Source organism: Sphingomonas sp. PL-96 (assembly GCF_020707215.1).
GTDB lineage: Bacteria > Pseudomonadota > Alphaproteobacteria > Sphingomonadales > Sphingomonadaceae > Sphingomonas.
In genome coordinates, this window is record NZ_JAJFET010000005.1 from 143,811 (window position 1) to 168,528 (window position 24,718).

The window sequence follows — 24,718 nt, forward strand, 5'->3', positions numbered from 1 at the left end:
GCTCGCCTACCAGCCGGGGGTTCTGCCCCATGGTGTTCATGTGCGGTCGTGGCGGAACTGGTAGACGCGCAACGTTGAGGTCGTTGTGGCCGAAAGGCCGTGGAAGTTCGAGTCTTCTCGACCGCACCACACTGCTTCCGGTTCCCAGGCGAATGCCGGGAACCGGGAGGCAGGTTTTCCTTCCAGAAGTACCATCGTCGTCGTTGACGCGAGTGTCGTTCAGCCGTGCTCCTGCGCAGGGACTATCAAGGTGCCGAGCGCCTCACCCCCGCCGCGGTCGCACCCACAGCTCCGGATCGCGCGGGCGTCGCGGATAGCGGCTCGCCCGCCCCTGTGCCGCCACAAACGCGCGCCCGATCGCACCGATCTTCTGCGCCTTGGAGGTGGTGACCCGGTGATCCCAGGCCTGCTCGCCCCGCGCCCGCACGGCGCGGCCAATGCCGCCATAGATGTCGGCCGCCGCCAGCACCGCCCAGGCGGCGCGGAACGGCAGCGCCGGCGTGCCTTCGCGCGCGCTCGCCTCATAACGTTCGGACTGGTCGACCAGCCGGCGCGCCAGCATCGCCACGCGCGGGCGGAACGGCGGCTTCATATGCTCGCCCGGCGGCACGTCGATCTCGACCAGCCACTCGACCGGCAGGTAGCAGCGATCGGCCGCTGCATCCTCGCACAGGTCACGCGCGATGTTGGACAGCTGGAACGCGATACCCAGATCGCAGGCGCGATCGAGCGTGTCCTCGTCGGTCGGATCGACCCCCATCACCACCGCCATCAGGCAGCCGATCGCCCCTGCGACATGGTAGCAATAGCGGTACAGGTCGTCCCCAGTTCGCGGACGCCACTCCTGGGCATCGAGCGCGAAGCCCGCGATCACGTCGCGCACCAGCGCGTGCGGCAGCCGCGCTTCGGCGGCAACGATGCGCAGCGCGTCGAACGCCGGGTCACCCACCCATTCGCCGGCCAGCGCCGCCTCGGTCTGCGCGGTGATCTGCGCCAGCCGCTCGGGCGCATCGGCCACCGCCGTCATGCCGTGGCCAAGCTCCTGCCCGTCGGCCAGGTCGTCGCACGCCCGCGCCCAGGCGTAGAGCAGCCAGGCGCGCTCGCGCGTCTGCCGGTCGAACAGCCGGCTCGCCGCCGCAAAGCTCTTGGAGCCCGCGCCGATCGTCTCGCGCGCGGTCGCGACGATCGCGTCGCGGCTCGGGCGGTCGGCGCTGGCCGCGGTCATGGGATCAGAGCTCGCTGCTCGACATGGAAAAGATCGGGCTCGCCACCTTGTGGGTCGCCATGCGGTCGAGCAGCGTCTCGAGCTGGTCGTCGACCAGCAGGATGTCGCGATGCATCGGCCGCAGGAAGCCGACCTCGGCCATCTTGTCCACGAACGCGATCAGCCCGTCGTAATAGCCAGCCACGTTGAGCAGCCCCACCGGCTTGCTGTGGTAGCCGAGCTGCGCCCAGCTCATCGCCTCCCACAGCTCGTCCATGGTGCCGGTTCCGCCGGGAATGGTGACAAACCCGTCCGACAGGTCGGTGAAGGCCTGCTTGCGCTGGTGCATCGTCTCGACGACATGCAGCTCGGTGCAGCCGCGGTGTGCGACCTCGGCATTGACCAGCGCGGTCGGAATCACGCCGATCACCTCGCCGCCCGCCTCCAGCGCGCCGTCCGCCACCGCGCCCATCAGGCCCAGCCGGCCGCCGCCATAGACGACGCCGATGCCGCGCTCCGCCAGCGTGCGGCCGACGAAACGCGCATTGTCGATATACACCGGGTCCGTCGGGGTCGCCGAACCGCAATAAATGGCCAGTCGCTTCACGTACTTTGTCCTTGGAATGTTGACGCGGCCGCGTGTCAGCGGCCGCGTTCCAGCATCAGCGAGGCGGTTGCCTTCGCACTTCCCACCACGCCCGGGATGCCGGCGCCGGGGTGCGTGCCCGCCCCCACGAAATAGAGGTTGGGGATATGGTCGTCGCGATTGTGCGCGCGGAACCAGGCGCTCTGCGTCAGGATCGGCTCGAGCGAGAAGGCCGAGCCCAGATGCGCGTTGAGGTCCTTTGCGAAATCGGGCGGCGCATAGCTGAACTTGGTGACGATCCGATCGTGGATGTCCGGGATCAGCCGACGGCCGACCTCATCCAGGATGCGCTTCTCGTACATGGGCCCGATGGTGTCCCAGTCGATCGGCAGCTTGCCCATGTGCGGCACCGGCGCCAGCGCATAGAAGGTCGAATGCCCCTCCGGCGCCAGGCTCGGGTCGGTCACGGTCGGGTGGTGGAGGTAGAGCGAGAAATCCTCCGACAGCACGCCATGGTCGTAGATGTCGGACAACAGCCCCTGATAGCGCGGCCCGAACAGGATCATGTGGTGCGGAATGCCCGGCCACGTGCCCTTGATGCCGAAGTGAACCAGGAACAGCGAGGGCGAGAAACGCTTCTTCTCCAGCCGTGCCGTCGTGCGCCGCGCGCTGCGGGAATTGCGCAGCAGGTCCTTGTAGCTGTGCATCAGGTCGGCGTTGCTCGCCACCGCATCCGACGCGATCCGCTTTCCGCTGCGGGTGACGACGCCGGTAGCGTGGTCGCCCAGCGTCTCGATCTCGGTCACCGGATCGCCCAGGATCAGCGCGCCGCCCAGCCGCTCGAACAAGGCGACCATGCCCGACACCAGCTGGTTGGTACCGCCCTTGGCGAACCACACCCCGCCGTCGCGCTCCAGCTTGTGGATCAGCGCATAGATGGCGCTGGTCGTGGTCGGATTGCCTCCCACCAGCAGCGTGTGGAAGCTCAGCGCCTGGCGCAGCTTTTCGTTCTTCACGAAGGTCGAGACCATCGCATAGACCGAACGCCACGCCTGGTACTTGGCAAGCGCGGGCGCTGCCTTCAGCATCGAGCGGAAGTCGAGGAACGGCTTGGCGCCGAGCTTCACATAGCCTTCCTCGTACACGCCCTTGGCATATTCCAGGAAACGCGCGTAGCCGTCGACGTCCTGCGGATCGAGCTTGGCGATCTCCGAGCGTAGCGACACATCGTCGTTGGAATAGTCGAAGTTGGTGCCGTCCGCCCAGTTCAGCCGGTAGAAGGGCGTGACCGGTTCGAGCGTGACGTCCCACGCCATCTCGTGCCCCGACAGCTGCCACAGCTCGCGCAGACAGTCGGGATCGGTGATCACCGTCGGGCCCGCATCAAAGGTGAAGCCGTCGCGCTCGAACACATAGGCGCGGCCGCCGGCCTTGTCGCGGCCCTCGATCAGCGTCGTTTCGACCCCGGCCGATTGCAGGCGGATGGCGAGCGCCAAGCCGCCGAATCCTGCGCCGATCACCGTTGCCGTTCTCAAGTCCGTTTCTCCCGGCCGCCAGCCCGCATGTTCCAAATCGCCCGTACCGCGCGTGCCACCGGAACCGGCGGCCTGCCGGCGAGCACGCGCGCCTTGTCCGCCCAGATCGACCGACCGGCATAGAAGCGTCCGATCAGCCGCGCGTCCAGGCGATAGAAGCGCTCCAGCACGCGATAGCGCGCTTCAGGCTTCGCTGCCCTGAACAACATGGCGGTAAGCATGCGGTAAAATCCGCGCCTGCGCCATGTCGTGCGCGCAAGCCCGTGCGTCAACTCGGCCAACGCGTCGGCCGAACAATCGGGCGCCGCCGCGATCGCCGCTGCCGTCCGCACCGCGTCGGGCAAAGAATAGCCGGTGAGCGGATGGAACAGCCCGGCGCGCATCCCCGCCTTGGCGCCCGGCGGGGTGGAGCGCCAATATTCGTCGAAGTCGCCGCCCATCGCCACCGGCAGCACGCCCTGCTCCTCGCGCGCCACCTCGGCGATGCGCCAGCCCTGCGCCTCGGCATAGGCACGGATGCGCTCTCGCAGAATCGCCACGTCGATCTCGGGACCATCGCTGTAATAGGTGTCCTCAACGAACATCCGGTCGGGGCCGAGCGGCAGGCAATAGACGAAGCGATAGCCGTCGAGCTGTTCGACACGCGCGTCCATCACGACGGGCCGGTCGCGGCCGTGCGGCTGCTCCAGCACCAGTTCCTGGCCCAGGAACTTCTGCCAGCCGCAGTCGAGCAGCGAAAGGTCGCCCGGGCCCCGGCAGTCGATCACGCCCCTGGCCTCGATCCGCTCGCCATCGTCGAGCACCACTGCGGTCGCGCTCGCCGCCAGCACGCGGCGGCCGGTGAGCAGCGCCTCTGCCGGCAGCGATGCGCGCAGCACCGCGTCGAGCTGCGCCGACTCCACGCTGTGATAGATGGCGTCGAGGGTGCGACGGTGTCCGGGGAACGCGACGTCATAGCCGTGCCAGCGGTGGCCAACGACCGGCGCGATGATCCAGCGATCGGCCGGATCCACGTCGCTGTCGAAAAAGGACCAGAGGTGATTGCCGCCGAACCGAGTCCCCGCATCGACAAGGCGGATCGACAGCTCCGGCCGGCGCTCGGCCAGCGCCAGCGCGATCAGCCCGCCGGCAAGCCCCCCGCCCAGGATCGCCAGGTCGCAATGATGGTGGGTCGGCATGTTCCTCGCCTAGCCGAGCTTCCGACGGGGCGAAAGGGCAGCGCGCCATGGCGCCGGGCCAGCGGAACCGCTACAGCGCCAGGCATGTCGGTTGCCCTCGCCATCCTGCTGTCCGCGCTCGCGATGACGGGAATCGTGGGCGTGCGCTATCTGCTGGCGTCGGGCGGCTTTGCGTTCGCGACCCGGCTGCGACAGCCGGGGCTCTACCAGGGACTCGACCGGCAGATCGTGAAGGAGATCCGCTGGAGCCTGATCTCCGCCGCCATCTACGGCATTCCGGCCGGCGTCGTCGCCTGGGGATGGCAGAACCGCGGCTGGACCCGGATCTATGCCGACGTGCACGACCGGCCGCTGTGGTGGCTGCCGCTGTCGGTGCTGCTCTACCTCTTTCTCCACGACACGTGGTTCTACTGGAGCCATCGCTGGATGCACCGCCCGCGGGTGTTCCGCGTGGCGCATGCGGTCCACCACGCCAGCCGCCCGCCGACCGCCTGGGCAGCCATGGCGTTCCATCCGATCGAGGCGCTGACCGGCGCCTTTGTCATCCCGCTGCTGGTGTTCCTGATCCCGATCCACGTCGGGGCGCTGGGCGTGGTGCTGACGGTGATGACGGTGATGGGCGTCACCAACCACATGGGGTGGGAAATCTTCCCGCGCGCCGTCTGGGACGGTCCGCTCGGCAAGTGGCTGATCACCGCCAGCCATCATCAGCGCCACCACCAGCGCTATGGCTGCAACTTCGGCCTCTACTTCCGCTTCTGGGACCGCCTGTGCGGCACCGACGACGGACTTGGCAGCTTTGGAAAGAACAAGAATGACCATGCGCGTGTGCCGAACGGCGGTGCGGTTCGGCTGGGGGGCAGCGGCGCTGGTGCTGCTGACGGGGGGAGCACCGACCGCCGCGCTTGAGATAACGCTCAGCGGGCTGCGCTCCGCCAAGGGCATGGTCCGGCTGTGCGTCACTGCCGATGCCAGGAGCTTCCCGAAGTGCGCGAACGATCCCCATGCCGTGAAGCGCTCCGCGCCCGCCGGCCAGCAGGTGATCCGTATCGAGGGACTGGCGCCGGGCAGCTACGCCCTGTCGGTGGTCCATGACGAGAACGCCAATGGCAAGCTGGACACCATCGCCGGGATCCCGCGGGAGGGGTTCGGCTTTTCGCAGAATCCCGGGCTCGGGTTCGGTCCGCCGCGCTTTGCGTCAGCGCGGTTCACGCTGGCAGGTGATGCCAATCGGCAACAGGTGCGGATGCGTTATTTGTTTTGAAACCGAGCGCGGGAGCCAAGACTGCAGGGTAGCGTTACGCGTCGGCAACATTCCATAAAGGCACCTGTCCTTGGCCAAGATCTTCCGTACTGCCGCCGCCCTGGCGCTTTCCTTGTCTGCACTGGGCGCCGCCCCGGCATTCGCTCAGGATAGCGCGGGTTCCGCGAGCACTCCCAACACCGACAACGGCGGCGACTTCGCCATGGTCGGCCTCGGCGCCGGATACCTTCCCGATTACGAAGGGTCGGACGACTATGGCGTCTCGCCGGTTCCCGCCGCGATCGGCCGCGTTTCCGGATTCAACTTCCTGCTGATCGGCAACCGGCTGAGCGTCGACCTGGTGCCGGACAACTTTGGCCCGGGCATTGATTTCCAGGCGGGCCCGGTAGCGGCGATCAACACCAACCGCGCCAGCACCAAGGGCATCGAGGACGATCGCATCAAGGCGCTCGGCAAGCGCAAGACCGCGATCGAGGTCGGCGGCTACCTCGGCATTGCCCAGACCGGCGTGATCACCAGCGAGTTCGACCGCCTGTCCGCCTCGGTCAGCTATCGCAAGGGCGTGAGCGGCGCGCACTCCGCCGGCATCTTCACGCCCACCGTCAGCTACATGACCCCGCTCAGCACCCGCTCGATCATCAGCGTGTTCGTCTCCGCCGAGCGTGCGGAAAGCGGCTATGCGCGCAGCTACTTCGGCATCAGCCCGCAGGAGAGCGAGGACAGCGGCCTGCCCGTGTACAACGCACGCGGCGGCTGGAAGAACTGGACGCTCGGCAGCATCGGCGCGGTGTCGCTGACCGGTGACCTGCGTAACGGCCTGCAGGCGTTCGGCGGTGTCGTCTATCGCCGCATGCTCAACGACTTCGCACAGAGCCCCGTCACCAGCATCGCGGGCGACCGCAACCAGTGGCTGGGCTCGGTCGGCCTGGCCTACAGCTTCTAACCGGCTTGGGAGAGCCCCGGCTGCCGGTCCTCACGGTCCGGCAGCTGTGTGGGGCTCGCAGCGTCAGTTCAGAGCGGCGGCGCTGCGCTTCGCCGGCACCGGCGTCTTCGGCTTGTAGGCGCAGAGATCCGCAACGATGCAGCGCCAGCATTCAGGCGTCCGCGCCTTGCACACATAGCGGCCGTGCAGGATCAGCCAGTGGTGCGCGTGCAACCGGAACGGCTGCGGCGTCACCCGGTCGAGCACCAGCTCCACCGCCAGCGGCGTCTTGCCCTTGGCCAAACCGGTGCGGTTGCCGACCCGAAAGATATGGGTGTCGACCGCGAAGGTTTCCGCCCCGAACGCGACGTTCATCACCACATTGGCGGTCTTGCGCCCGACGCCGGGCAGCGTCTCCAGCGCCTCGCGGCTCGCCGGCACCTCGCCGCCATGGTGGTCGATCAGCGCCTGAGACAGCGCGATCACGTTCTTGGCCTTGGTGTTGAACAGGCCGATCGTCTTGATGTGCTCTTTGAGCCCGTCCTCGCCGAGCGCCACCATCTTTTCGGGCGTGTCGACCTCTGCGAACAGCCGGCGGGTCGCCTTGTTCACGCCGACGTCGGTCGCCTGGGCGGACAGGGCGACCGCGACCAGCAGGGTATAGCTGTTGACCGATTCGAGCTCAGTCTCGGGATGCGGGTTGGCTTCGGCCAGCCGCCGGTAGAATTCGAAGACGTCGGCCCGCTTCAAAGGCCCAGCACCGCATCCATGCCGTAGCGGCCCGGCGCCTGGGTCACGAGCCACTGCGCCGCCTTGACCGCGCCACGCGCAAAGATCGCGCGGTCGTCGGCGCGGTGGCCAAGCTCGATCCGCTCCCCCTCGCCCGCAAAGATCACCTGATGGTCGCCAACCACGCGGCCGCCACGCACCGCTGCAAAGCCGATCGTGCCTGCCGCGCGCGCACCGACCAGTCCCGCCCGTCCGAGCACGCCCACGTCCGCCATGGCAACGCCCATGCCGGCCGCCGCCGCCTCGCCCAGCATCAGTGCAGTGCCCGACGGCGCGTCGACCTTCATGCGATGGTGGGTCTCGACGATCTCCACGTCCCAGTCCGCGCCCAGCCGCCCGGCCGCCTCCCGCACCAGCCGCGACAGGAGCGCGATGCCGAGCGAGGTGTTGCCGGTCTGGAGCACGGGGATCTGCTGGGCTGCCGCGTCGATGCGCGCATGCTGCGCATGGGTAAGGCCGGTGGTTCCGATCAGGATCGGCGTGCCGGTCGCCAGGGCCGCATCGAGATGGGCATCGACTGCGACGGCGGCCGAAAAGTCGACCAGCACATCGGCTTTGCGCGCGATCGCCTCCGGGTTCTCGCCCGCATCGGCGCCGCCGGCCAGGGTCGCGCCCAGCTCCGGGATCACGGCCGCAATCGCCTGTCCCATGCGACCCAGCCGCCCATAGATGCCAATGCTAGCCATGTCCGCTCCGCCTCTTGCGCCCCTCAGCCCAACGCACGCCGGGACCGCGGGCTCCTTGCAGAATACCGCCGGTCCCGACAAGCCGAGACGGCAGCGAAACGGATCAGGCGGCGATATGCGCGACCGGCGCTTCGGCGTATTTCGGGTCGTTCACGTTGAACTCGGCGAAGGGTTCGAACAGCCGCGAGGTCAGCGCCACGCTGTTGAGCCCGGCGAGCTTGAACGTGCCGAGCTTCGCGATCTTGGGCGCGCCGCCCGCGCGCTCGACGGTGACCGCATCGACGTGCAGGTCGCCATGCTTGGTCCACAGCATGTGCGGGGCCAGCAGCATGTCCATGTTGTTGTACACCACCGACACGCAGATGCGCTGCATCATCGCAAAGCGCAGGATGTCGCTGATGCTCGCGCGGTCTTCTTGGGTGTCGCTCACGGGGGTGGAACGGGCCAGTTCAAGCATTTGTTGCATTGCGGCAGGCAGCTAGTCGCACGTCGTCCTCGCTTCAAGCCGCTTTGTGGAATGGCTGCGTTGCCCAACTGCGTTAGGAAGGGACATGACCACCCCCCGCAACATCGTTGTCCTCACCGGCGCGGGCCTCTCCGCCGAGAGCGGCCTCGCCACCTTTCGCGGACCCGGCGGCCTGTGGGAAGGGCATCGCGTCGAGGACGTCTGCACCCCTGAGGCACTCGCCGCCGACCCGGCACTGGTGCACCGCTTCTATGACCTGCGGCGTGCGGCGCTGGAGACGGTCGAGCCCAATGCCGCGCATCAGGCGCTGGCGCGGCTCGATGCCGAATGGCCGGGCGAGTTGCTGATCGTCACCCAGAATGTCGATGATCTGCACGAACGCGCCGGCGCCCGGCGGCTGCTGCACATGCATGGCGAACTGCGCTCGGCGCTGTGCGCGGCCTGTGGCGCCCGGAGCCCGCATGGTACCGAGCTCCCACCGGGTGCGGTGTGCCCCGCCTGTGGTGCCCGGGCGCTGCGCCCCGACATCGTGTTCTTCGGGGAGATGCCGTACGAGATGGATCGGATCGAGGCGGCGCTGGCGGAGGCCGACCTGTTCGTGTCGATCGGCACTTCGGGCGCGGTCTATCCCGCCGCAGGCTTCGTCCAGATGGCCGCGCATTTCGGCGCCGCCACGCTGGAGCTCAACCTGGAGCGCTCCGCCGGCAGTCACTGGTTCGACGAAACCCGCCTCGGCCCCGCTACCCGGCTGGTCCCGGAGTGGGTGGAGGCGGTGCTGACGCAGCGCTGACCCTCACTCCACCCAGTCGAGGCCGATGTCGCGATAGAGGGTACGGTCCTCCTCCCAGTCGGGCTTCACCTTGACGTGGAGGTAGAGGTGGACGCGCACGCCCATCACGCTCTGCAGCTCGGCCCGCGCCTTGGCGCCGATTTCCTTGATGCGGGTGCCGCCCTTGCCCAGCACGATCGCGCGCTGGCTCTTGCGCCCGACCAGGATCTGCTGGTGGATCTCGACCGACCCGTCCTCGCGCTCCTTGTAGAGCTCGGTATCGACTGCGATCGCATAGGGCAGCTCGGCGTGGAGCTGGTGGTAGATCTGCTCGCGCGTCATTTCGGCCGCGAGCATGCGGTCGGTCGCGTCGGAGACCTGGTCCTCGGGGAAGTGCCACGGGCCCTCGGGCATACGGCCGGCGAGCGCGGCCTTCAGTTCCGGCACGCCGTCGCCGGTCTGGGCGCTGACAAAGAAGGTTTCGTCAAAGCCCATCTGCTCGTTGAGGCGCGCCGCATGGGTCAGCAGCCGCGGCTTGTCGGCGATGTCGACCTTGTTGAGGATGAGGAGCTTGGGCTCGCGGCGATGGGCCAGCCGCTCGGCGATGTCGGTGACCTTGGGGCCAAGTCCGCCCTTGGCATCGACCACGAACGCGATCGCATCGGCGCCCTCCGCCCCTTCCCACGCGGCGGCCACCATCGCCCGGTCGAGCCGGCGGCGCGGATCAAAGATGCCGGGCGTATCGACCAGCAGAAGCTGGGTATCGCCCTCGATCGCGATGCCCATCAGCCGGGTGCGCGTGGTCTGCGCCTTGGCGCTGGTGATCGCGACCTTCTGGCCAACCATGGCGTTGACCAGCGTGGACTTGCCCGCGTTGGGCGCGCCGACCACGGCAACCAGGCCGCAGCGTTGGGAAGAAAGGTTCATGTGCAAGCCTGACGAAGAGGAAAAGGGAGAATGGGGGTGCGGCCCGCGCCGGTCAACGCAAGCCTAGAGCAGGATGGCTTCGAGCAGAACCGTCCGTGCTGAGTAGGGGCTGAGCGAAGTCGAAGCCCCGTATCGAAGCACGGGTGGCGGTCCTTCGATACGCCATTTCGACTTCGCTCAATGGCTACTCAGGACAAACGGCGCGTTCTGACTACCGTTCCAGCTGGCGCAACAGCGCCTTGGCGGCGGCGGTTTCGGCTTCCTGCTTCGACGTCCCCTGCGCGGACGCCTCGGCGAGTTTGCCGATCGCGACCTTTACCGTGAAGCGCGGGGCATGGCCGGGGCCGGAGCGGTCGACCACGGTATATTCGGGCGGCCGCCGGTCGTGCGACGCGGCCCATTCCTGCAGCGCAGACTTGGGATGCTTGGGGGCGCGCACCTGAGTTTCGATGCGGTCAGCCCAGATGCGGCGCACGAAGCTGCGCGTCGCCTCCAGCCCGGCCTCGAGGTAAAAGGCGCCGATCAGCGCCTCCATCACGTCGCCCAGCACATTGTCGCTTTGCGTCGCGCCGTCGTCACGAGCCTGCTTGCCGAGCCGCAGATGCGGCACCACGCCCAGCTCGCGCGCCAGCTCGGCACAGACGGCGCCGGTCACCAGTGCGTTGATACGCCGCGACAGCTTGCCCTCGGGCTCGTCCGGAAAGCGTTCGAACAGCCACTCGGCCATCAGCAGGCCGAGCACCCGGTCGCCCAGAAACTCGAGCCGTTCATAGCTGTCCCCGGCATGGCTGCCGTGCGTCAGCGCGCGTTCGAACGGCGGCAGCGGCAGACCGTCGCAGCCAAAGGTGTCGGCGAGCCAGGGGCTGAGAGGCGGCGTGCTCAGAAGCCTTCCCCGATCCGGTCGAAGCGCGCCGCGCTCACCCAGGTCCAGGGCAGGAGCCACTGGGCGCTGCCGTCGGTGGACCAGAAGTTCACCACCGCCTTGCCCTCCAGATTTTCCATCGGCACGAAACCGATGCCCTGGTTGGGCAGTGCGGGGAAGCGGCTGTCGGCGCTGTCGTCGCGATTGTCGCCCATCAGAAAGACATGGCCGGCCGGCACCTTGTAGACGCCCGTGTCGTCCGCCGCGGTGGTCGTCTGATCGAGCACGCGGTAGCGCTTGCCGTTGGGAAGCGTTTCTTCGAACTGCGGATAGCGGCAGATCGGCTTGCCGGCCGCGTCCTCGTCCTGGAATTCGAAGCGGCAGCCGAAATTGGGCGAGACCGGCAGCACGAAGTCGCCGATGCGCTGCTTTGGGATCGCTTTGCCGTTCAGGAACAGCTGGCCGTGCTGCATCTGCACGCTGTCGCCTGGCAGGCCGATGACGCGCTTGACCCAATTGTCCTCGGCGGTCGGGGGCGCCTTGAACACCACCACGTCACCGCGCTCGGGCGTGCTGGCGAACACGCGTCCCGGGATCAGCGGCAGGCTCCACGGCAGACTGTGCCGCGAATAGCCGTAGTTCCACTTGGTGATGAACAGATAGTCGCCGATCAGCAGCCGCGGGAGCATCGACCCCGACGGAATGTTGAAGGGCGAGAAGAAGAAGCTGCGGATCACGAACACGAAGATCGCGAGCTTCACGAAGAACAGCACCGTCTCGCGCAGTTCGGAGCGCGGAGCACGGGCGGCGGGTTTGCTGGCCATGGCGCATGCTGTGCGGGGGAGTCCAGCCCACGTCAAGCCGGCCTGTTGGGAGTAGCCGAGCGGCCTGTGCCGCGCTAGGTCGCCGCAGGACGACGGCTCCAAGGAGAATTTGCATGACGGACACCGCCTGGCAGGCCGTGGAGGCCCTCAGCCCCAAGCCGCTGACCGAGTTGTTCGAAGCCGAGCCGAACCGGCTCGACGCGCTGACGCTCGACGTCTCGGGCATCCATTTCGACTGGTCCAAGACGCATCTCGACGCCGCCGGCCTCCAGGCGTTCGCGCAGCTGGCCGAAGCCGCCGGGCTTGCCGCACGCCGCGACGCGCTGTTCGCGGGCGAGGTCGTGAACGCGACCGAAGGCCGCGCCGCCGAGCACCCGGCCCAGCGCGGCGAGGGCAATCCGGAGACCGTGGCGCTGGCCCGCAGCTTCCACGCGCGTACCCGCGCGCTGATCGATGCGATCGAGGCGGATGCGCTTGGGCCCATCCGCCATGTGCTGCACGTCGGCATCGGCGGCTCGGCGCTCGGCCCCGACCTGCTGATGGATGCGCTCGGCCGCGACTCGGACCGCTATGACGTGGCGATCGTCTCGAACGTCGATGGCGTCGCGCTGGAAGAGGCGATCGAGGACTTCGATCCTGACGCCACGCTGCTGGTGATCGCGTCCAAGACCTTCACCACCACCGAGACGATGCTGAACGCCGAAAGCGCGATCGGCTGGATGACCGAGAACGGCGTCGAGGATCCTTATGGCAAGGTGATCGCGCTGACCGCCAACCCCGAACAGGCGATCGAATGGGGCGTGGACGAGACTCGCGTGCTGCCCTTCTCCGAAAGCGTCGGCGGCCGCTATTCGCTGTGGTCGTCGATCGGCTTTCCGGCCGCGATCGGCCTTGGCTGGGACGTGTTCGAGGAGCTGCTGGAGGGCGCGGCCGAGATGGACCGCCACTTCCGCCTGTCGGAGCCGTTGCGCAACGCGCCGGTGCTCGCGGCCTTTGCCGACCTCTACTACACCCAGGTCCGCAAGGCGCAGACCCGCGCCACCTTCGCCTATGACGAGCGGCTGCGGCTGCTGCCCTCCTATCTCCAGCAGCTGGAGATGGAGTCGAACGGCAAGCGCGTGACCGCCGACGGCGCACCCGTCACCCGCCCGACCGCGCCGATTACCTGGGGTGGCGTCGGCACCGACGCGCAGCATGCGGTGTTCCAGCTGCTTCACCAGGGCACGCACCTGGTTCCGGTCGAGTTCGTCGCCGCGATCGAGGCCGGCGATTCGCTGAACGAAGGCCATCACCGCCAGCTGCTGCTGAACGTGCTCGCCCAGGGCGCGGCGCTGATGGCCGGCCGCGGCAATGAGGACCAGGCGCGCGCCTATCCGGGCGACCGTCCGTCGTCGACGCTGCTGCTCGACCGGGTGGACGCACGCACGCTGGGCGCGCTGATCGCCTTTTACGAGCATCGCACCTTTGTCTCGGCGGTGCTGCTGGGCATCAACCCGTTCGACCAGTTCGGCGTCGAGCTCGGCAAGGAAATGGCCAAGGCGGCCGACAAGGGCGGCCAGGCGTTCGACGCGTCGACCACCGACCTGCTGCGCCGCGCCGGGCTCGCGGGCTAAGCGCGCACCGTGGCCGGCGCGGGGGAGGCATTGCACCGCCCCCGCGCCGACCACACGTTTACAGGCGCACTTCTTTCGCGGGCAATCCCCGCGCCCCTTCCTGCAGGCGAGCATCATGGCTGATTACGACTACGACCTCTTTGTCATCGGCGCCGGTTCGGGCGGGGTGCGCGCCGCGCGCGTTTCCGCCGCCCATGGTGCCAAGGTGGCGATCGCGGAGGAGTATCGGGTCGGCGGCACCTGCGTGATCCGCGGCTGCGTGCCCAAGAAGCTGCTCGTCTATGGCGCGCACTTCGCCGAGGATCTGCGGGACGCCAAGCAGTTCGGCTGGGACGTGCCGGAGCCGTGCAACTTCAGCTGGCCGCGGTTGCGCGACAATGTGCTCAGCGAAGTCGACCGGATCAACGGCGCCTACACCTCCACGCTGACCAACCACGGCGTCGAGATCATCGGCGAACGCGCGACCGTCTCCGGCCCGCATTCCGTCAAGCTGGCGTCCGGCCGCACCATCACGGCGGGCAAGATCCTGGTGGCGGTCGGCGCGCGTCCGGCGATCCCGGTCTTCGACGGCCATGAGCATGGCATCACCTCCAACGAGGCATTCCACCTCGATGCCGTGCCCAAGCGTATCCTGATCGCCGGCGCCGGCTATATCGCCAATGAATTCGCTGGAATCTTCAACGAGTTCGGCAGCAAGGTCACGCTGATCAATCGCAGCGACGTGATCCTGCGCGGCTATGACGAGAGCATCCGCGACCGGCTGCTCCAGATCTCGATGCTCAAGGGCATCGACTTTCGCTTCAACGCCGAGTTCGAACGCATCGAAAAGGGCGCGGACGGCTGCCTGACCGTCACCATGTCCAACCATGAGCCGATCACCGTCGACTGCGTGATGTTCGCAACCGGCCGCGTACCGAACACCGAGGGGCTCGGGCTGGAGACCGCCGGCATCAAGCTCGACGACAAGGGCGCGATCGAGGTCGACGAGGACAGCAGGTCGAGCTGCGACAGCATCTATGCGGTGGGCGACGTCACCAATCGCGTGCAGCTGACCCCCGTGGCGATCCGCGAGGGGCAGGCGTTCGCCGACACGGTGTTCGGCGGCAAGCCGCACCGGGTCGACTATGAGAACATCCCCTCCGCCGTGTTCAGCCACCCGCCGATGGCCGGTGTCGGCCTGACCGAGGCGCAGGCCAAGACCAAGCTCGGCTCGGTCAAGGTCTACCAGTCCGACTTCCGCCCGATGAAGAACGTGCTGGCCGGCCGCAACGAGCGCGCGCTCTACAAGATGATCTGCGAGAGCGAGACCGGCCGTGTCGTCGGCCTGCACATGATCGGCCCGGATTCGCCCGAGATCCTGCAGGCGGCGGCCGTGGCGGTGAAGGCCGGCCTCACCAAGGACGCGTTCGACCAGACGGTGGCGTTGCACCCGAGCATGGCTGAGGAACTGGTGCTGATGCGCTGAGGCGGGCACCCTCCGCGCGGGTACCCCCGCGCAGGCCGGGATCCAGGGCTACGCAGGACCAGGCTAGCGTGTGGAACCCCGTGCTCCCGCCTTCGCGGGAGCACGGGAAGAATGAGCGGGTCGGTGCTCTAGCGAACCTGCACCGCCTCCCCTCCCGAGAGCAGCGCATCCGTCTCGGTCCGCACCGACCCGCCCGCGACCCGCTCCGAGATCACGCTGGTCACCGCCAGGTTCATGGTCACGTTGCCAAGCGTGCGGACGAGGTCGGGAAAGGTCTCCACCGCCACCAGCAGCGCGAGCGGCTCGACGGGCACGCCCATCGCCACGCCGATCGGCGCGATCGAGGAGACGAAGCTGATCTGACCCGGCAGGCTTGCCGCGCCCATGGTCGTGATCGCGCCCGCGGCGATGCCCGCCGCGATCTGCCCGGCGCCGAGCTCGACGCCGAACACATGCGCGACATAAACGGCGACCGCGACGTTCATCGCAGGACCCGTCGCCCGGAACAGCGCCACCGCCATCGGCAGCACTACGCCAGAGGTGGCGACGGGCACCCCCGCCTCCTCCGATCCGCGCAGCATCGCCGGCAGCGAGGCGAGCGAGGACTGGGTGCTGATCGCCACCGCCTGGGCCGGCGCGGTCGCGCGCAGGAAGCGGCCGAGCGGCACGCGCCCGCCGAACATCGCCAACGGATAGGCGAGCAGCCACACCACCATGCCGACCGCCATCACGATCAGCACATAATGGACGAGCGCCCCGAAGGCCGCGGTGCCGGCGCGCGCGCCGACCACATAGCCGAGGGCGAACACGCCGATCGGCCCCAGCCACAGCACCCAGTTGATCACGATCAGCATCGTGTCCGCCAGCCCCTGAAACAGCCGCACCAGCAGCTGGCGCGGCTCGCTGCCCAGCCGGGTGAGCGCAAAGGCGAACACCAGCGTGAACAGGATCAGCGGCAGGAACTGGTCGTTCGCCGCAGCCGCGACCGGATTGGTCGGCACGATGGCGACCAGGAACTGGGTAAAGGGCGGCACCTCGGCACTCGGCCCAGCCTGGCCAAAGGTGGTCCGCAGCGCGGCGGCCGCGGTGTCCGACAGCGGAAACCAGTCGAGCAGCCCCAGCGTCACGCCGGCCCCCAGCGCCGAAAAGCTCCACAGCAGCACGACGAACAGCAGGATCGAGCGTGTCGCGATGCGGCCGGCGCGTGCCGCCTCGGCGGTCTGGGCGACGCCGGTCACCAGCAGCGCCACCACCAGCGGTACGATCGTCATGCGCAGCGCGTTGAGCCAGGCGGTACCGATCGGCTCCGCCACGCCGATGCCGGCAATCGCCGCATCCGGCGCCTGCGACGCGAGGATCACCCCCAGCGCCAGCCCGGCCACCAGTCCCACAAGAATACGCGCCGCTTGCGACATGCTCGCCCTTTATCAAAACGCGCGCTATCCACGCGCGACGAAAGCGGCACAACCTGAGGGCAGCTGAGCCGATGGCAAGAAAATATTTCGGTACGGACGGGATTCGCGGCGCCACCAATTGCGCGCCGATGACTGCGGCGATGGCGATGAAGGTCGGCATGGCCGCCGGGGCCCACTTCCTGCGCGGCGACCATCGTCATCGCGTCGTGATCGGGAAGGATACCCGCCTGTCGGGCTATATGCTCGAAAACGCGCTTGTCGCGGGCTTCACTTCGGTCGGCATGGATGTGGTGCTGGTGGGGCCGATGCCCACCCCGGCGGTGGCGATGCTCACCACCTCGATGCGCGCCGACCTGGGCGTGATGATTTCGGCCAGCCACAATCCCTATGCGGACAACGGCATCAAGCTGTTCGGGCCGGACGGCTTCAAACTCTCGGACGCGGACGAAGCCGCGATCGAGGCGCTGATCGACGGCGAGGTGGCACTCGCACCCTCCGAAGAGATCGGTCGCGCCCGCCGCGTCGAGGACGCGCGCGGCCGCTACATCCACTTCGCCAAGGCGACCTTTCCGGAAAACCTGCGCCTCGACGGGCTCAAGGTCGTGATCGATTGCGCGAACGGCGCCGCCTATCAGGTCGCCCCCTCCGCCCTGTGGGAGCTGGGCGCCGACGTGATCGCGATCGGCGTTACGCCCAACGGCAAGAACATCAACGACGGGGTCGGCTCGACCGCGCCCGCACTGCTCGCGGAGACCGTGGTCGCGTCCGGCGCGGCGATCGGTATCGCACTCGACGGCGATGCCGACCGGCTGATCGTGGTGGACGAGACCGGCCGCGTGGTGGACGGCGACCAGCTGATGGCCACCATCGCCGCCGGCTGGGCACGGCAGGGGCGGCTGAAAGGCGGCGGTCTGGTCACGACCGTCATGTCCAACCTGGGGCTCGAACGGCACTTGGCGGCACAGGGCCTGGGCATGGTCCGCACCAAGGTTGGCGACCGCCATGTTCTCGAGAAGATGCGCGCATCCGGCTACAATGTCGGCGGCGAGCAGTCGGGCCACATCATCCTGTCCGATTATGCGACGACGGGCGACGGGCTGGTCGCAGCTCTTCAGGTGCTCGCCGAAGTCACCCGCGCGGGTGCGCCGGCCAGCGAAGTGCTGCACCGCTTCGATCCGCTTCCCCAATTGCTGCGCAACGTGCGCTTTTCGGGCGGCAAGCCGCTCGAGCACCCGCGTGTCACCGAGACCATCGCTGCGGCCGAGGCCGAGCTGGCCGAGCGCGGCCGGCTGGTGATCCGCCCGTCCGGCACCGAGCCGGTAATCCGGGTGATGGCCGAGGGCGACGACCGCGCGCAGGTGGAGGCGGTGGTCACCCGCATCTGCGACGCCGTGCAGAAGGCGGCCGCCTGATGCTGGAGATGCGTCCCGATTGCGAGCGCTGCGGCATGGACCTGCCCCCCAACCAGGGCGGCGCGTTCATCTGCTCGTTCGAATGCACCTTCTGCGCCGAATGCGCGGACGAGCTGGACGAGCACTGCCCCAATTGCGGCGGCGAGCTGCTCGACCGCCCGGCGCGCGTGGGCAAGGCGCTCAAGGACCATCCTGCCTCCACGACACGGCGGCACGCGGCGTGACGATGCCGCGCATCCTGATCGTCGCCGGGTCCGATTCAGGCGGCGGCGCCGGCATCCAGGCGGACCTGAAGACCGTCACCATGCTCGGCGGCCATGGCATGACCGCGATCACCGCGATCACCGCGCAGAACACGCTCGGCGTCGACGGCGTGCATCCGATCCCGAACGACATGGTGCTGGCGCAGATCGATTCGGTCGTCTCCGACATCGGCGTCGACGTGATCAAGATCGGCATGATCGGATCCGCTCGCACCGCGCTCGCGCTCGCCGAGCGGCTGGAGCAGCTGCCGGGCGTGCCGGTGGTGTTCGATCCCGTCATGGTCGCGAGCAGCGGCGCCCGGCTGGCGGATGCCGCCACCATCGCCGCCTTCGAGCGGCTGATGGACCGCGCCACGCTGGTCACCCCGAACATCCCCGAGTTGGAAGCCCTCGCGGACGCGCCGCTTGCGACGGTGGAGGCACGGGCCGAGGCGGCGCGCCGGCTTGCCACCGCCCACGGGTGCGCGGTGCTCGCCAAGGGCGGGCATGACGATGGTCCGACCGTGGTCGACCGGCTCTACCCTGCCGAACCGGGCGGGCCGCCGGTCGTCGAATGGAGCGATCCGCGCATCGACAGCGCCGCGACGCACGGCACCGGCTGCACGCTGTCGACCGCCATCGCCTGCGGCCTCGCCGGCGAGTGGAGCCTGACCGAAGCGGTGGCACGCGCGCGCCGCTTCGTGCGCATCGCGATGCTGGGGGCCGAGCCGCTCGGCGACGGCCACGGCCCGATGGCGCAGCAGGGCGTCCGGCTCGACCTCAACGCCAGCCGCTGGTCGCCGATGCTCAACCAGGTGACGGTGCCCGCGACCGACCTCGCCGCAAGCGAGCGTTTCTACCGCATGCTGGGCCTGCGCCAGATCGTCCGCTCCAGCCGGCGCTATGCGCGATTCGAGAGCGAGGGGGGCGCGACCTTTTCGATCGAGATGGTCGAGGGCGCCGACCGCCCCACCGTTTATTTCGAGGTCGGCGACCTCGACATTGCCGTCCGCTACCTGCGCCAGCAGGGTATCGCCTTTAACCAGGAACCGACCGAGCAGCCCTGGGGCTGGCGCGAGGCGCGGCTCACCGATCCTGCGGGCAATTCCGTCTGCCTCTATCAGGCTGGCGAGATGCGGCGGTTTCCGCCATGGCGCATCGCAAATGCCTGATTATTCGCACGAACGTCTCCACCCCGGCCCGGTCGCCGGCGTCGATGAGGCCGGCCGCGGCCCGCTCGCCGGCCCGGTCGTCGCCGCCGCCGTGGTACTCGACCCCGATTGCATCCCCGACGGAATTGACGATTCCAAGGCGCTGACGGCGCTGCGACGCGAGCGACTGTGCGCGGAGATCCTCGCCTGCGCCAAGGTCGGCATCGGCATCGCCAGCGTCGAGGAGATTGATTCGATCAACATCTTCTGGGCGACGATGCTGGCGATGCACCGCGCGGTCGATGCGCTGGGCGTGGCGCCGGGCATGGTGCTGGTCGACGGCAACCGCTGCCCCGACTGGCCGCACCCCTCGCGCGCGCTGGTCGGCGGCGATGCGCTGTGCCTGTCGATCGCGGCCGCCTCGATCGTCGCCAAGCACCACCGCGACGCCATCATGATCGAGGCCGACGCCCGCCACCCCGGCTATGGCTGGGCATCGAACAAGGGCTATTCGGCGCGCGCGCACCTGGATGCGCTGAAGTCGCTCGGGCCGACGCCGCTGCACCGCCGCTCGTTCGCGCCGGTCGCCCAGGCCTGGCTGCCGCTGGAAAGCGTCGGCTGAGTCCTTTGCGCCACACCCACCAGCAGTGGGGCATGGCGGCCTTCTCGGACTCAACATCTTCCGCTTGGCGTCGGTGCGGCGCATGTCCGTGGAATCGCCGGGATTCTGGTTAAAAATTGTTTGCTTGACCCGAGTCCGCCGATCCGCAGGAGTGTGGGCAACAACAAGGGGGCGTGAATCGATGGGGGTGTTGGAGAAAGTGCGGGCGCGGTCGCTAAAGACGGCAGCGGAACCGCGCGCGGCACTGCCGCTCGACACCATCCTGCAAGGCGACTGCATCGCGCACATGCGTGCGCTGCCGACCGCGTCGGTCGACATGATCTTCGCCGATCCGCCCTACAACCTCCAGCTCGGCGGCGATCTCAACCGTCCCGACGGCAGCCATGTCGACGCCGTCACCGACGAATGGGACAAGTTCGATTCGTTCGCGAGCTACGACCGCTTCACGAAGGACTGGCTTGCCGAGGCGCGCCGCATCCTGAAGCCGGATGGCACCATCTGGGTGATCGGCAGCTACCACAACATCTTCCGCGTGGGTGCGACGATCCAGGACCTGGGCTTCTGGATCCTCAACGACATCGTGTGGCGCAAGGCCAACCCGATGCCGAACTTCCGCGGCACCCGCTTCACCAACGCGCACGAAACGCTGATCTGGGCGTCGATGGGCGAGAAGTCGAAGTACACCTTCAACTATCGCAGCATGAAGACCCTCAATGACGAGCTGCAGATGCGCTCCGACTGGGAATTCCCGATCTGCGGCGGGCCGGAGCGGCTGAAGAAGGACGGGCACAAGGTCCATCCGACCCAGAAGCCCGAGGCGCTGCTCTATCGCGTGCTGCTGGCCGCCACCCATCCCGGCGACGTCGTGCTCGACCCGTTCTTCGGCACCGGCACCACCGGCGCCGTCGCCAAGCGGCTGGGCCGCCGCTGGATCGGCATCGAGCGCGAAGGCGTCTACATCGACGCCGCGACCCAGCGCATCGCCGAGGCGCTGCCGCTCGACGAATCCTCGCTGCGCACGATGCAGGCGCCCAAGGGCGCGCCGCGCGTGGCGTTCGGCACGCTGGTGGAAAACGGCATGGTTGCGCCCGGCCTGGTGCTGACGGACGCCAAGCGCCGCTTCCAGGCGGTGGTCCGCGCCGACGGCTCGCTCGCCTGCGGCGTGGAGAGCGGCTCGATCCACAAGCTGGGTGCCACGCTCCAGGGCGCGCCCTCGTGCAACGGCTGGACCTTCTGGCACCACGAGCATGAGGGTCGCCTCCAGGCGATCGACACGCTGCGCCAGACGTATCTGCTGGCGACGCAGCCGTAAGGGTGGGCGACGACACATAGAACCCGTGCTCCTGCTTTCGCAGAAGCACGACGTTGGCACCGTTGCAGCCCGACCGACACTGCGCGAAAGCGGGGGCATGACGCTGCCTCCGCCCGCCGCCCGCCTGCACCTCCGACCGATCCACTTCGTCGACACGCCCGTCGGGCTCGACGGGCAGGCCGCGCGGCTGGCGGGCGGGATGCAGTGGTTTGCTGCGTACGAACTGCTGGCCCCCGGCTTCCGCGCCACAGTGCCGCTCGCCGACTTCCCCCCATTGCTGGAGCGCGTCTCGACCACTCAGGCCGAACGGCTGCAACTGCTCCACGCCCGCATCACCGCGCCGCGCGCGCCGATCGCCTGCGGCGCGCGCATGCTGCGGCTCGACCAGCCGCTGGTCGCCGGCATCCTCAACTGCACGCCCGACAGCTTTTCGGATGGCGGCCGCAACGGTGCCGATCCCGCGAGCATCGCCGCGGTAGGCCATCGCATGGCCGAAGCCGGCGCAGCGCTGATCGACGTCGGCGGCGAATCGACTCGCCCCGGTGCCGCGACCGTGTGGGAAGGAGACGAGATCGCCCGCGTGGTGCCGGTGATCGAGCGGCTGGCCGCAAGCGGTACTCCCATTTCGATCGACACCCGCAAGGCCGCGGTGATGGAGGCGGCGCTGGCGGCAGGCGCACACATCGTCAACGATGTCGCCGCCCTGCTGTTCGAGCCTCGCGCGCTTGAGGTGGTTGCCCGCGCCGGCTGCCCGGTGGTGCTGATGCACTCGCCCGATCCGGCAACCGGCGGCCATGCGCGGCCGGGGTATCGCAACGTGCTCACCGACGTGTTCGACTGGCTGGAACAGCGGGTCGAGGCGGTGGTCGCCGGCGGCGTCGCGCGCGCCAACATCCTGGTCGACCCCGGCGTCGGCTTCGGCAAGTCGCTGGCCGAAAATCTCGCGCTGGTGAACGGCCTCGCGATCTTCCACGGGCTGGGCTGCCCGGTCCTGCTCGGCGCCAGCCGCAAGCGGATGATCGGTGCGCTCTCGAAGGAGGCGCCTGCCGACCAGCGGCTGGGCGGTTCGCTGACACTGGCGCTGAAGGGCGCGGATGCCGGCGCGCAGCTGATCCGCGTCCATGACGTGGGGGATACGGTGCAGGCGCTGCGCGTGTGGCGCGGCCTGCGCGACACGGCGCTGGCGGGGTAGGCAGGATCGCCGCCTTGCGGCATCTTCGCCAGGCCATTCAGCAAGAAGGGAGCGGCCGTGCCGAAGCCACACGCGATCCGGGCCATCCCGCTCCTGCTCCCGGCGGCACTCGCCGCATGCGGCGACGCACCCGAGGACGCCCCGCCCAACACCGTTGCGCCCGCCACGGCTTCGCCTTCGCCGCCTATCGTCTCGCAGCTGCCGTCACCCACGCCATCTGCAACCGCAGCGCCACCTGCCCGCGTGTCGCGCTACACCAGCCTCCAATCGTGCCAGACGATCGAACTGGTTCCGGAAGAGGGTTATTCCCGTGTCGCCTGCCCGGGACTTGCCGATTATCGGCTGGAGGTTGTCGATGGAGACGCGCGCGAGGAAATGATGCTGCTGCGTAACGGCAAGCAACATCGCCTCGGCCTGGTCGCCGCATCGAGCGGCGGGTTCAGCAAGCTGGGCGACCGGATCGAGTGGCGCGGTCGCGAGGAGAATGGCGCGTTTCGCCCCGACGCGATCGTGCTGCGCTATGCGGTGGTGGAGGACCCGAACGAGCCGACGCGGCCGACGTCCTACCTCGTGCCCGTGTCCTTGCTTCCGACGCCCTGCATCTCGGACAGGATCCCGCCCGGCCCCGGCCAGAACGAGCGTGCCCGCGCCATCGCAGACGGGCCGCGGCGCTGCCTCTAGAGCCGGATACCTCTAAGTCCTATGTGCCGAGGTGGGGCTGAGCTCGCCGAAGCTCCGTATCGGAGCATCGGCGAGCGTCCTTCAACGTCATCCGCTACTAGCCGGACCTCACGCCGCGCTCTGGTCGATCCCCAGCTCGCCGAGCTTGCGGTATAGGGTGGAGCGGCCAATCCCGAGCCGCCTCGCAACCTCGCTCATCCGGCCGCGATAATGGCCGATCGCGAGCCGGATCACGTCCGCCTCGATCTCGTCGAGCGCGCGCAGATTGCCGTCGGGGCGGAACAGCGTCACCCCGGCCTCCGTCGGGCGCAGCGGTGCCGGGCGGCGGATCGTCTCCTCGTCGGAAAGCTGCGCGATCTGCGGGAAGTCGGCGCGGGTAAGCGCATCGCCCTCGCACAGCACCGCGGCGCGGAACAGCGCGTTCTGGAGCTGGCGGACGTTGCCGGGCCAGCCATAGCCGGCGAGCAGTGCCAGCGCATCGTCGGTGATGCCGAGCGGCCGCAGCCCCGGCTGCCGCCCGATCCGAGCGAGCAGATGGCGAGCGAGCGGGGCGACGTCCCCGGGCCGCTCGCGCAACGGCGGGATCGTCAGCTGGACGACGTTGAGGCGATAATAGAGGTCCTCGCGGAACCGCCCTGCCTCGACCTCGTCGGCAAGCGTCCGGTTTGTGGCCGCGATCACGCGCACGTCGACGCTGCGCGCATACGGAGCGCCGATCGGTCGCACCTCGCCCGCCACGATCGCGTCGAGGAGCTTCGCCTGCACCGCCAGCGGCATTTCGCCCACTTCGTCCAGGAACAGCGTGCTGCCGTCCGCTTCCTCGAACCGGCCCGTCCGACGCTCGAAAGCGCCCGGGAACGCGCCCTTTTCATGCCCGAACAGCGCGCTTTCGATCTGGTTGGCAGGAATCGAGCCGCAATTCACATGCACCATCTGCCGGCGCGCGCGGGGGGATGCCGCATGGATCGCCTCTGCCAGCACTTCCTTGCCGACGCCGCTTTCGCCCTCGATCAGCACGGGCACGCGCGCGCGTGCCGCCTTGGCCGCGATCGCCAGCGCGGCACGGAACTGGGGCGCCGACCCCACCACCTCGTCAAAGGCGAGCGGCATCGACAGCTTTTCCGCCAACGGCCGGAGCTCGCCCGCCTCGCCGGCCCCGGCCGCTGCATCCAGCGCCGCGAGCAGCCGTTCGGGCGCGAGCGGCTTTACCAGGAAGTCGCTGGCGCCGGCGCGCATCGCCGCGACCGCCTGCGCCACCGACCCATCGGCGGTGAGCATCAGCAGCGGCAGCGCGGGGCGGTTGCGGCGCAGGGCCGCGATCAGCCCGGCGAGCTCCGCCTCGGTTTCCGGGAATTCATGGTCGAGCAGGATGGCATCCAGCGCGAGCCCTTCCGGAGTTGCGAGCAGCTCCAGTGCCGAATCGATGTCGTCGGCGAAGATCGTCCGCCAGTTGCGGCGCCCGCCGATCACCGAAACCAGGCGGCGTTGGGCAGGATCGTCGTCAATCACCATCAGCAGGCGCTGGCCGTTGCGCGTCATCCCCGACTCCCCAAGCCTTGTCGCGGCAGCGCTATAGCATAGACGGTAAAGGGTCGCTTAAG

Annotated in this window: 25 protein-coding genes and 1 tRNA gene; 14 read left to right on the plus strand and 12 right to left on the minus strand. The window is 68.6% G+C overall.

Annotated features, from left to right (window positions below; translation table 11 throughout):
• Nucleotides 1–42: 42 nt before the first annotated feature.
• Nucleotides 43–129: transfer RNA gene (locus LK533_RS11120), tRNA-Leu, on the plus strand.
• Between the two features lie 133 nt (nt 130–262).
• Here the strand turns inward: LK533_RS11120 and LK533_RS11125 are convergent.
• Genes LK533_RS11125 through crtY form a run of 4 tightly spaced genes read right to left on the minus strand, consistent with a single transcriptional unit; the run spans nt 263 to nt 4,503 of the window.
• Complete coding sequence (locus LK533_RS11125) at nt 263–1,225, minus strand: phytoene/squalene synthase family protein (RefSeq protein WP_229362960.1); 963 nt, start codon at nt 1,223–1,225, stop codon at nt 263–265.
• 4 nt (nt 1,226–1,229) lie between these two features.
• Nucleotides 1,230–1,811: a TIGR00730 family Rossman fold protein gene (locus LK533_RS11130; protein ID WP_229362962.1), complete on the minus strand. Its 582-nt coding sequence runs from the start codon at nt 1,809–1,811 to the stop codon at nt 1,230–1,232.
• A 35-nt stretch (nt 1,812–1,846) separates the two neighbouring features.
• The gene (locus tag LK533_RS11135) at nt 1,847–3,325 is read right to left on the minus strand and encodes a phytoene desaturase (protein ID WP_229362963.1); all 1,479 of its coding nucleotides are present in this window, start codon (nt 3,323–3,325) and stop codon (nt 1,847–1,849) included.
• A complete protein-coding gene (crtY, locus tag LK533_RS11140) occupies nt 3,322–4,503 on the minus strand; it encodes a lycopene beta-cyclase CrtY (RefSeq protein ID WP_229362965.1) in 1,182 nt (393 codons plus the stop codon). Before crtY ends, LK533_RS11135 begins: the two co-directional genes overlap by 4 nt.
• A gap of 84 nt (nt 4,504–4,587) precedes the next feature.
• Here crtY and LK533_RS11145 point away from each other — a divergent pair, with 84 nt between their 5' ends.
• The 3 genes from LK533_RS11145 to LK533_RS11155 all read left to right on the plus strand — a co-directional run bounded on the left by LK533_RS11145 (nt 4,588) and on the right by LK533_RS11155 (nt 6,710).
• On the plus strand, nt 4,588–5,412 hold the full coding sequence (locus LK533_RS11145; protein WP_229362967.1) for a sterol desaturase family protein: 825 nt from the start codon (nt 4,588–4,590) through the stop codon (nt 5,410–5,412).
• Complete coding sequence (locus tag LK533_RS11150) at nt 5,324–5,767, plus strand: DUF2141 domain-containing protein (RefSeq protein ID WP_267495368.1); 444 nt, start codon at nt 5,324–5,326, stop codon at nt 5,765–5,767. The genes LK533_RS11145 and LK533_RS11150 overlap by 89 nt, the downstream gene beginning before the upstream one ends.
• Before the next feature lie 70 nt (nt 5,768–5,837).
• Complete coding sequence (locus LK533_RS11155) at nt 5,838–6,710, plus strand: MipA/OmpV family protein (RefSeq protein ID WP_324255291.1); 873 nt, start codon at nt 5,838–5,840, stop codon at nt 6,708–6,710.
• Between the two features lie 63 nt (nt 6,711–6,773).
• Here LK533_RS11155 and nth read toward each other — a convergent pair whose 3' ends face one another.
• The 3 genes from nth to LK533_RS11170 all read right to left on the minus strand — a co-directional run bounded on the left by nth (nt 6,774) and on the right by LK533_RS11170 (nt 8,594).
• Nucleotides 6,774–7,439, minus strand: coding sequence for an endonuclease III (nth, locus tag LK533_RS11160; RefSeq protein WP_229362970.1), 666 nt, complete (start codon nt 7,437–7,439; stop codon nt 6,774–6,776).
• The gene (dapB, locus tag LK533_RS11165; RefSeq protein ID WP_229362971.1) at nt 7,436–8,164 is read right to left on the minus strand and encodes a 4-hydroxy-tetrahydrodipicolinate reductase; all 729 of its coding nucleotides are present in this window, start codon (nt 8,162–8,164) and stop codon (nt 7,436–7,438) included. Before dapB ends, nth begins: the two co-directional genes overlap by 4 nt.
• Nucleotides 8,165–8,267: 103 nt before the next feature.
• Complete coding sequence (locus LK533_RS11170) at nt 8,268–8,594, minus strand: hypothetical protein (protein ID WP_229362972.1); 327 nt, start codon at nt 8,592–8,594, stop codon at nt 8,268–8,270.
• A gap of 121 nt (nt 8,595–8,715) precedes the next feature.
• Here LK533_RS11170 and LK533_RS11175 point away from each other — a divergent pair, with 121 nt between their 5' ends.
• Nucleotides 8,716–9,420, plus strand: coding sequence for an NAD-dependent deacylase (locus tag LK533_RS11175; RefSeq protein ID WP_229362973.1), 705 nt, complete (start codon nt 8,716–8,718; stop codon nt 9,418–9,420).
• A gap of 3 nt (nt 9,421–9,423) precedes the next feature.
• On the opposite strand, the gene era is transcribed toward LK533_RS11175, so the two are convergent.
• The 3 genes from era to lepB form a co-directional block, all read right to left on the minus strand.
• Nucleotides 9,424–10,326, minus strand: a complete 903-nt coding sequence (gene era / locus LK533_RS11180) for a GTPase Era (RefSeq protein ID WP_229362974.1) — start codon at nt 10,324–10,326, stop codon at nt 9,424–9,426.
• Nucleotides 10,327–10,537: 211 nt separating this feature from the next.
• The gene (gene rnc, locus LK533_RS11185) at nt 10,538–11,209 is read right to left on the minus strand and encodes a ribonuclease III (protein WP_229363139.1); all 672 of its coding nucleotides are present in this window, start codon (nt 11,207–11,209) and stop codon (nt 10,538–10,540) included.
• On the minus strand, nt 11,206–12,012 hold the full coding sequence (gene lepB / locus LK533_RS11190) for a signal peptidase I (protein ID WP_229362975.1): 807 nt from the start codon (nt 12,010–12,012) through the stop codon (nt 11,206–11,208). The genes rnc and lepB overlap by 4 nt, the downstream gene beginning before the upstream one ends.
• A 113-nt stretch (nt 12,013–12,125) precedes the next feature.
• Between lepB and pgi the strand changes: the two genes are divergently transcribed.
• Both pgi and gor read left to right on the plus strand, forming a co-directional pair.
• On the plus strand, nt 12,126–13,625 hold the full coding sequence (gene pgi / locus LK533_RS11195; protein WP_229362976.1) for a glucose-6-phosphate isomerase: 1,500 nt from the start codon (nt 12,126–12,128) through the stop codon (nt 13,623–13,625).
• Between the two features lie 115 nt (nt 13,626–13,740).
• A complete protein-coding gene (gor, locus tag LK533_RS11200; RefSeq protein ID WP_229362977.1) occupies nt 13,741–15,090 on the plus strand; it encodes a glutathione-disulfide reductase in 1,350 nt (449 codons plus the stop codon).
• Nucleotides 15,091–15,218: 128 nt separating this feature from the next.
• On the opposite strand, the gene LK533_RS11205 is transcribed toward gor, so the two are convergent.
• Complete coding sequence (locus LK533_RS11205) at nt 15,219–16,505, minus strand: dicarboxylate/amino acid:cation symporter (RefSeq protein ID WP_229362978.1); 1,287 nt, start codon at nt 16,503–16,505, stop codon at nt 15,219–15,221.
• 71 nt (nt 16,506–16,576) lie between these two features.
• Between LK533_RS11205 and glmM the strand changes: the two genes are divergently transcribed.
• The 7 genes from glmM (at nt 16,577) to LK533_RS11240 (ending at nt 23,117) form a co-directional block, all read left to right on the plus strand.
• Complete coding sequence (glmM, locus tag LK533_RS11210) at nt 16,577–17,917, plus strand: phosphoglucosamine mutase (RefSeq protein ID WP_229362979.1); 1,341 nt, start codon at nt 16,577–16,579, stop codon at nt 17,915–17,917.
• Nucleotides 17,917–18,141 (plus strand): DUF1272 domain-containing protein, encoded by a 225-nt coding sequence (locus LK533_RS11215; RefSeq protein ID WP_229362981.1) that lies wholly within the window; start codon nt 17,917–17,919, stop codon nt 18,139–18,141. Before glmM ends, LK533_RS11215 begins: the two co-directional genes overlap by 1 nt.
• A 2-nt stretch (nt 18,142–18,143) precedes the next feature.
• Nucleotides 18,144–19,331 carry a bifunctional hydroxymethylpyrimidine kinase/phosphomethylpyrimidine kinase gene (gene thiD / locus LK533_RS11220; protein ID WP_229363140.1) on the plus strand — a complete coding sequence of 396 codons (1,188 nt, stop codon included), beginning with the start codon at nt 18,144–18,146 and terminating at the stop codon, nt 19,329–19,331.
• Nucleotides 19,324–19,932: a ribonuclease HII gene (locus tag LK533_RS11225; protein ID WP_229362983.1), complete on the plus strand. Its 609-nt coding sequence runs from the start codon at nt 19,324–19,326 to the stop codon at nt 19,930–19,932. Before thiD ends, LK533_RS11225 begins: the two co-directional genes overlap by 8 nt.
• 181 nt (nt 19,933–20,113) lie before the next feature.
• Nucleotides 20,114–21,244: a site-specific DNA-methyltransferase gene (locus LK533_RS11230; protein ID WP_324255292.1), complete on the plus strand. Its 1,131-nt coding sequence runs from the start codon at nt 20,114–20,116 to the stop codon at nt 21,242–21,244.
• Between the two features lie 97 nt (nt 21,245–21,341).
• A complete protein-coding gene (gene folP, locus LK533_RS11235; protein WP_229362985.1) occupies nt 21,342–22,436 on the plus strand; it encodes a dihydropteroate synthase in 1,095 nt (364 codons plus the stop codon).
• A gap of 57 nt (nt 22,437–22,493) precedes the next feature.
• Nucleotides 22,494–23,117, plus strand: coding sequence for a hypothetical protein (locus tag LK533_RS11240; protein ID WP_229362987.1), 624 nt, complete (start codon nt 22,494–22,496; stop codon nt 23,115–23,117).
• Between the two features lie 108 nt (nt 23,118–23,225).
• Here the strand turns inward: LK533_RS11240 and LK533_RS11245 are convergent, their stop codons facing one another.
• The gene (locus LK533_RS11245) at nt 23,226–24,656 is read right to left on the minus strand and encodes a sigma-54-dependent transcriptional regulator (RefSeq protein WP_229362988.1); all 1,431 of its coding nucleotides are present in this window, start codon (nt 24,654–24,656) and stop codon (nt 23,226–23,228) included.
• Between the last annotated feature and the right edge of the window lie 62 nt (nt 24,657–24,718).

Coding starts and splice junctions, on each gene's coding strand:
- LK533_RS11125 (WP_229362960.1), bottom strand. CDS start 1,225: ATGACCGCGGCCAGCGCCGACCGCCCGAGCCGCGACGCGATCGTCGCG.
- LK533_RS11215 (WP_229362981.1), top strand. CDS start 17,917: ATGCTGGAGATGCGTCCCGATTGCGAGCGCTGCGGCATGGACCTGCCC.
- LK533_RS11245 (WP_229362988.1), bottom strand. CDS start 24,656: ATGACGCGCAACGGCCAGCGCCTGCTGATGGTGATTGACGACGATCCT.
- pgi (WP_229362976.1), top strand. CDS start 12,126: ATGACGGACACCGCCTGGCAGGCCGTGGAGGCCCTCAGCCCCAAGCCG.
- LK533_RS11225 (WP_229362983.1), top strand. CDS start 19,324: ATGCCTGATTATTCGCACGAACGTCTCCACCCCGGCCCGGTCGCCGGC.
- LK533_RS11175 (WP_229362973.1), top strand. CDS start 8,716: ATGACCACCCCCCGCAACATCGTTGTCCTCACCGGCGCGGGCCTCTCC.
- LK533_RS11205 (WP_229362978.1), bottom strand. CDS start 16,505: ATGTCGCAAGCGGCGCGTATTCTTGTGGGACTGGTGGCCGGGCTGGCG.
- glmM (WP_229362979.1), top strand. CDS start 16,577: ATGGCAAGAAAATATTTCGGTACGGACGGGATTCGCGGCGCCACCAAT.
- crtY (WP_229362965.1), bottom strand. CDS start 4,503: ATGCCGACCCACCATCATTGCGACCTGGCGATCCTGGGCGGGGGGCTT.
- LK533_RS11150 (WP_267495368.1), top strand. CDS start 5,324: ATGCGCGTGTGCCGAACGGCGGTGCGGTTCGGCTGGGGGGCAGCGGCG.
- LK533_RS11145 (WP_229362967.1), top strand. CDS start 4,588: ATGTCGGTTGCCCTCGCCATCCTGCTGTCCGCGCTCGCGATGACGGGA.
- lepB (WP_229362975.1), bottom strand. CDS start 12,012: ATGGCCAGCAAACCCGCCGCCCGTGCTCCGCGCTCCGAACTGCGCGAG.
- gor (WP_229362977.1), top strand. CDS start 13,741: ATGGCTGATTACGACTACGACCTCTTTGTCATCGGCGCCGGTTCGGGC.
- dapB (WP_229362971.1), bottom strand. CDS start 8,164: ATGGCTAGCATTGGCATCTATGGGCGGCTGGGTCGCATGGGACAGGCG.
- era (WP_229362974.1), bottom strand. CDS start 10,326: ATGAACCTTTCTTCCCAACGCTGCGGCCTGGTTGCCGTGGTCGGCGCG.
- LK533_RS11230 (WP_324255292.1), top strand. CDS start 20,114: ATGGGGGTGTTGGAGAAAGTGCGGGCGCGGTCGCTAAAGACGGCAGCG.
- thiD (WP_229363140.1), top strand. CDS start 18,144: ATGCCGCGCATCCTGATCGTCGCCGGGTCCGATTCAGGCGGCGGCGCC.
- folP (WP_229362985.1), top strand. CDS start 21,342: ATGACGCTGCCTCCGCCCGCCGCCCGCCTGCACCTCCGACCGATCCAC.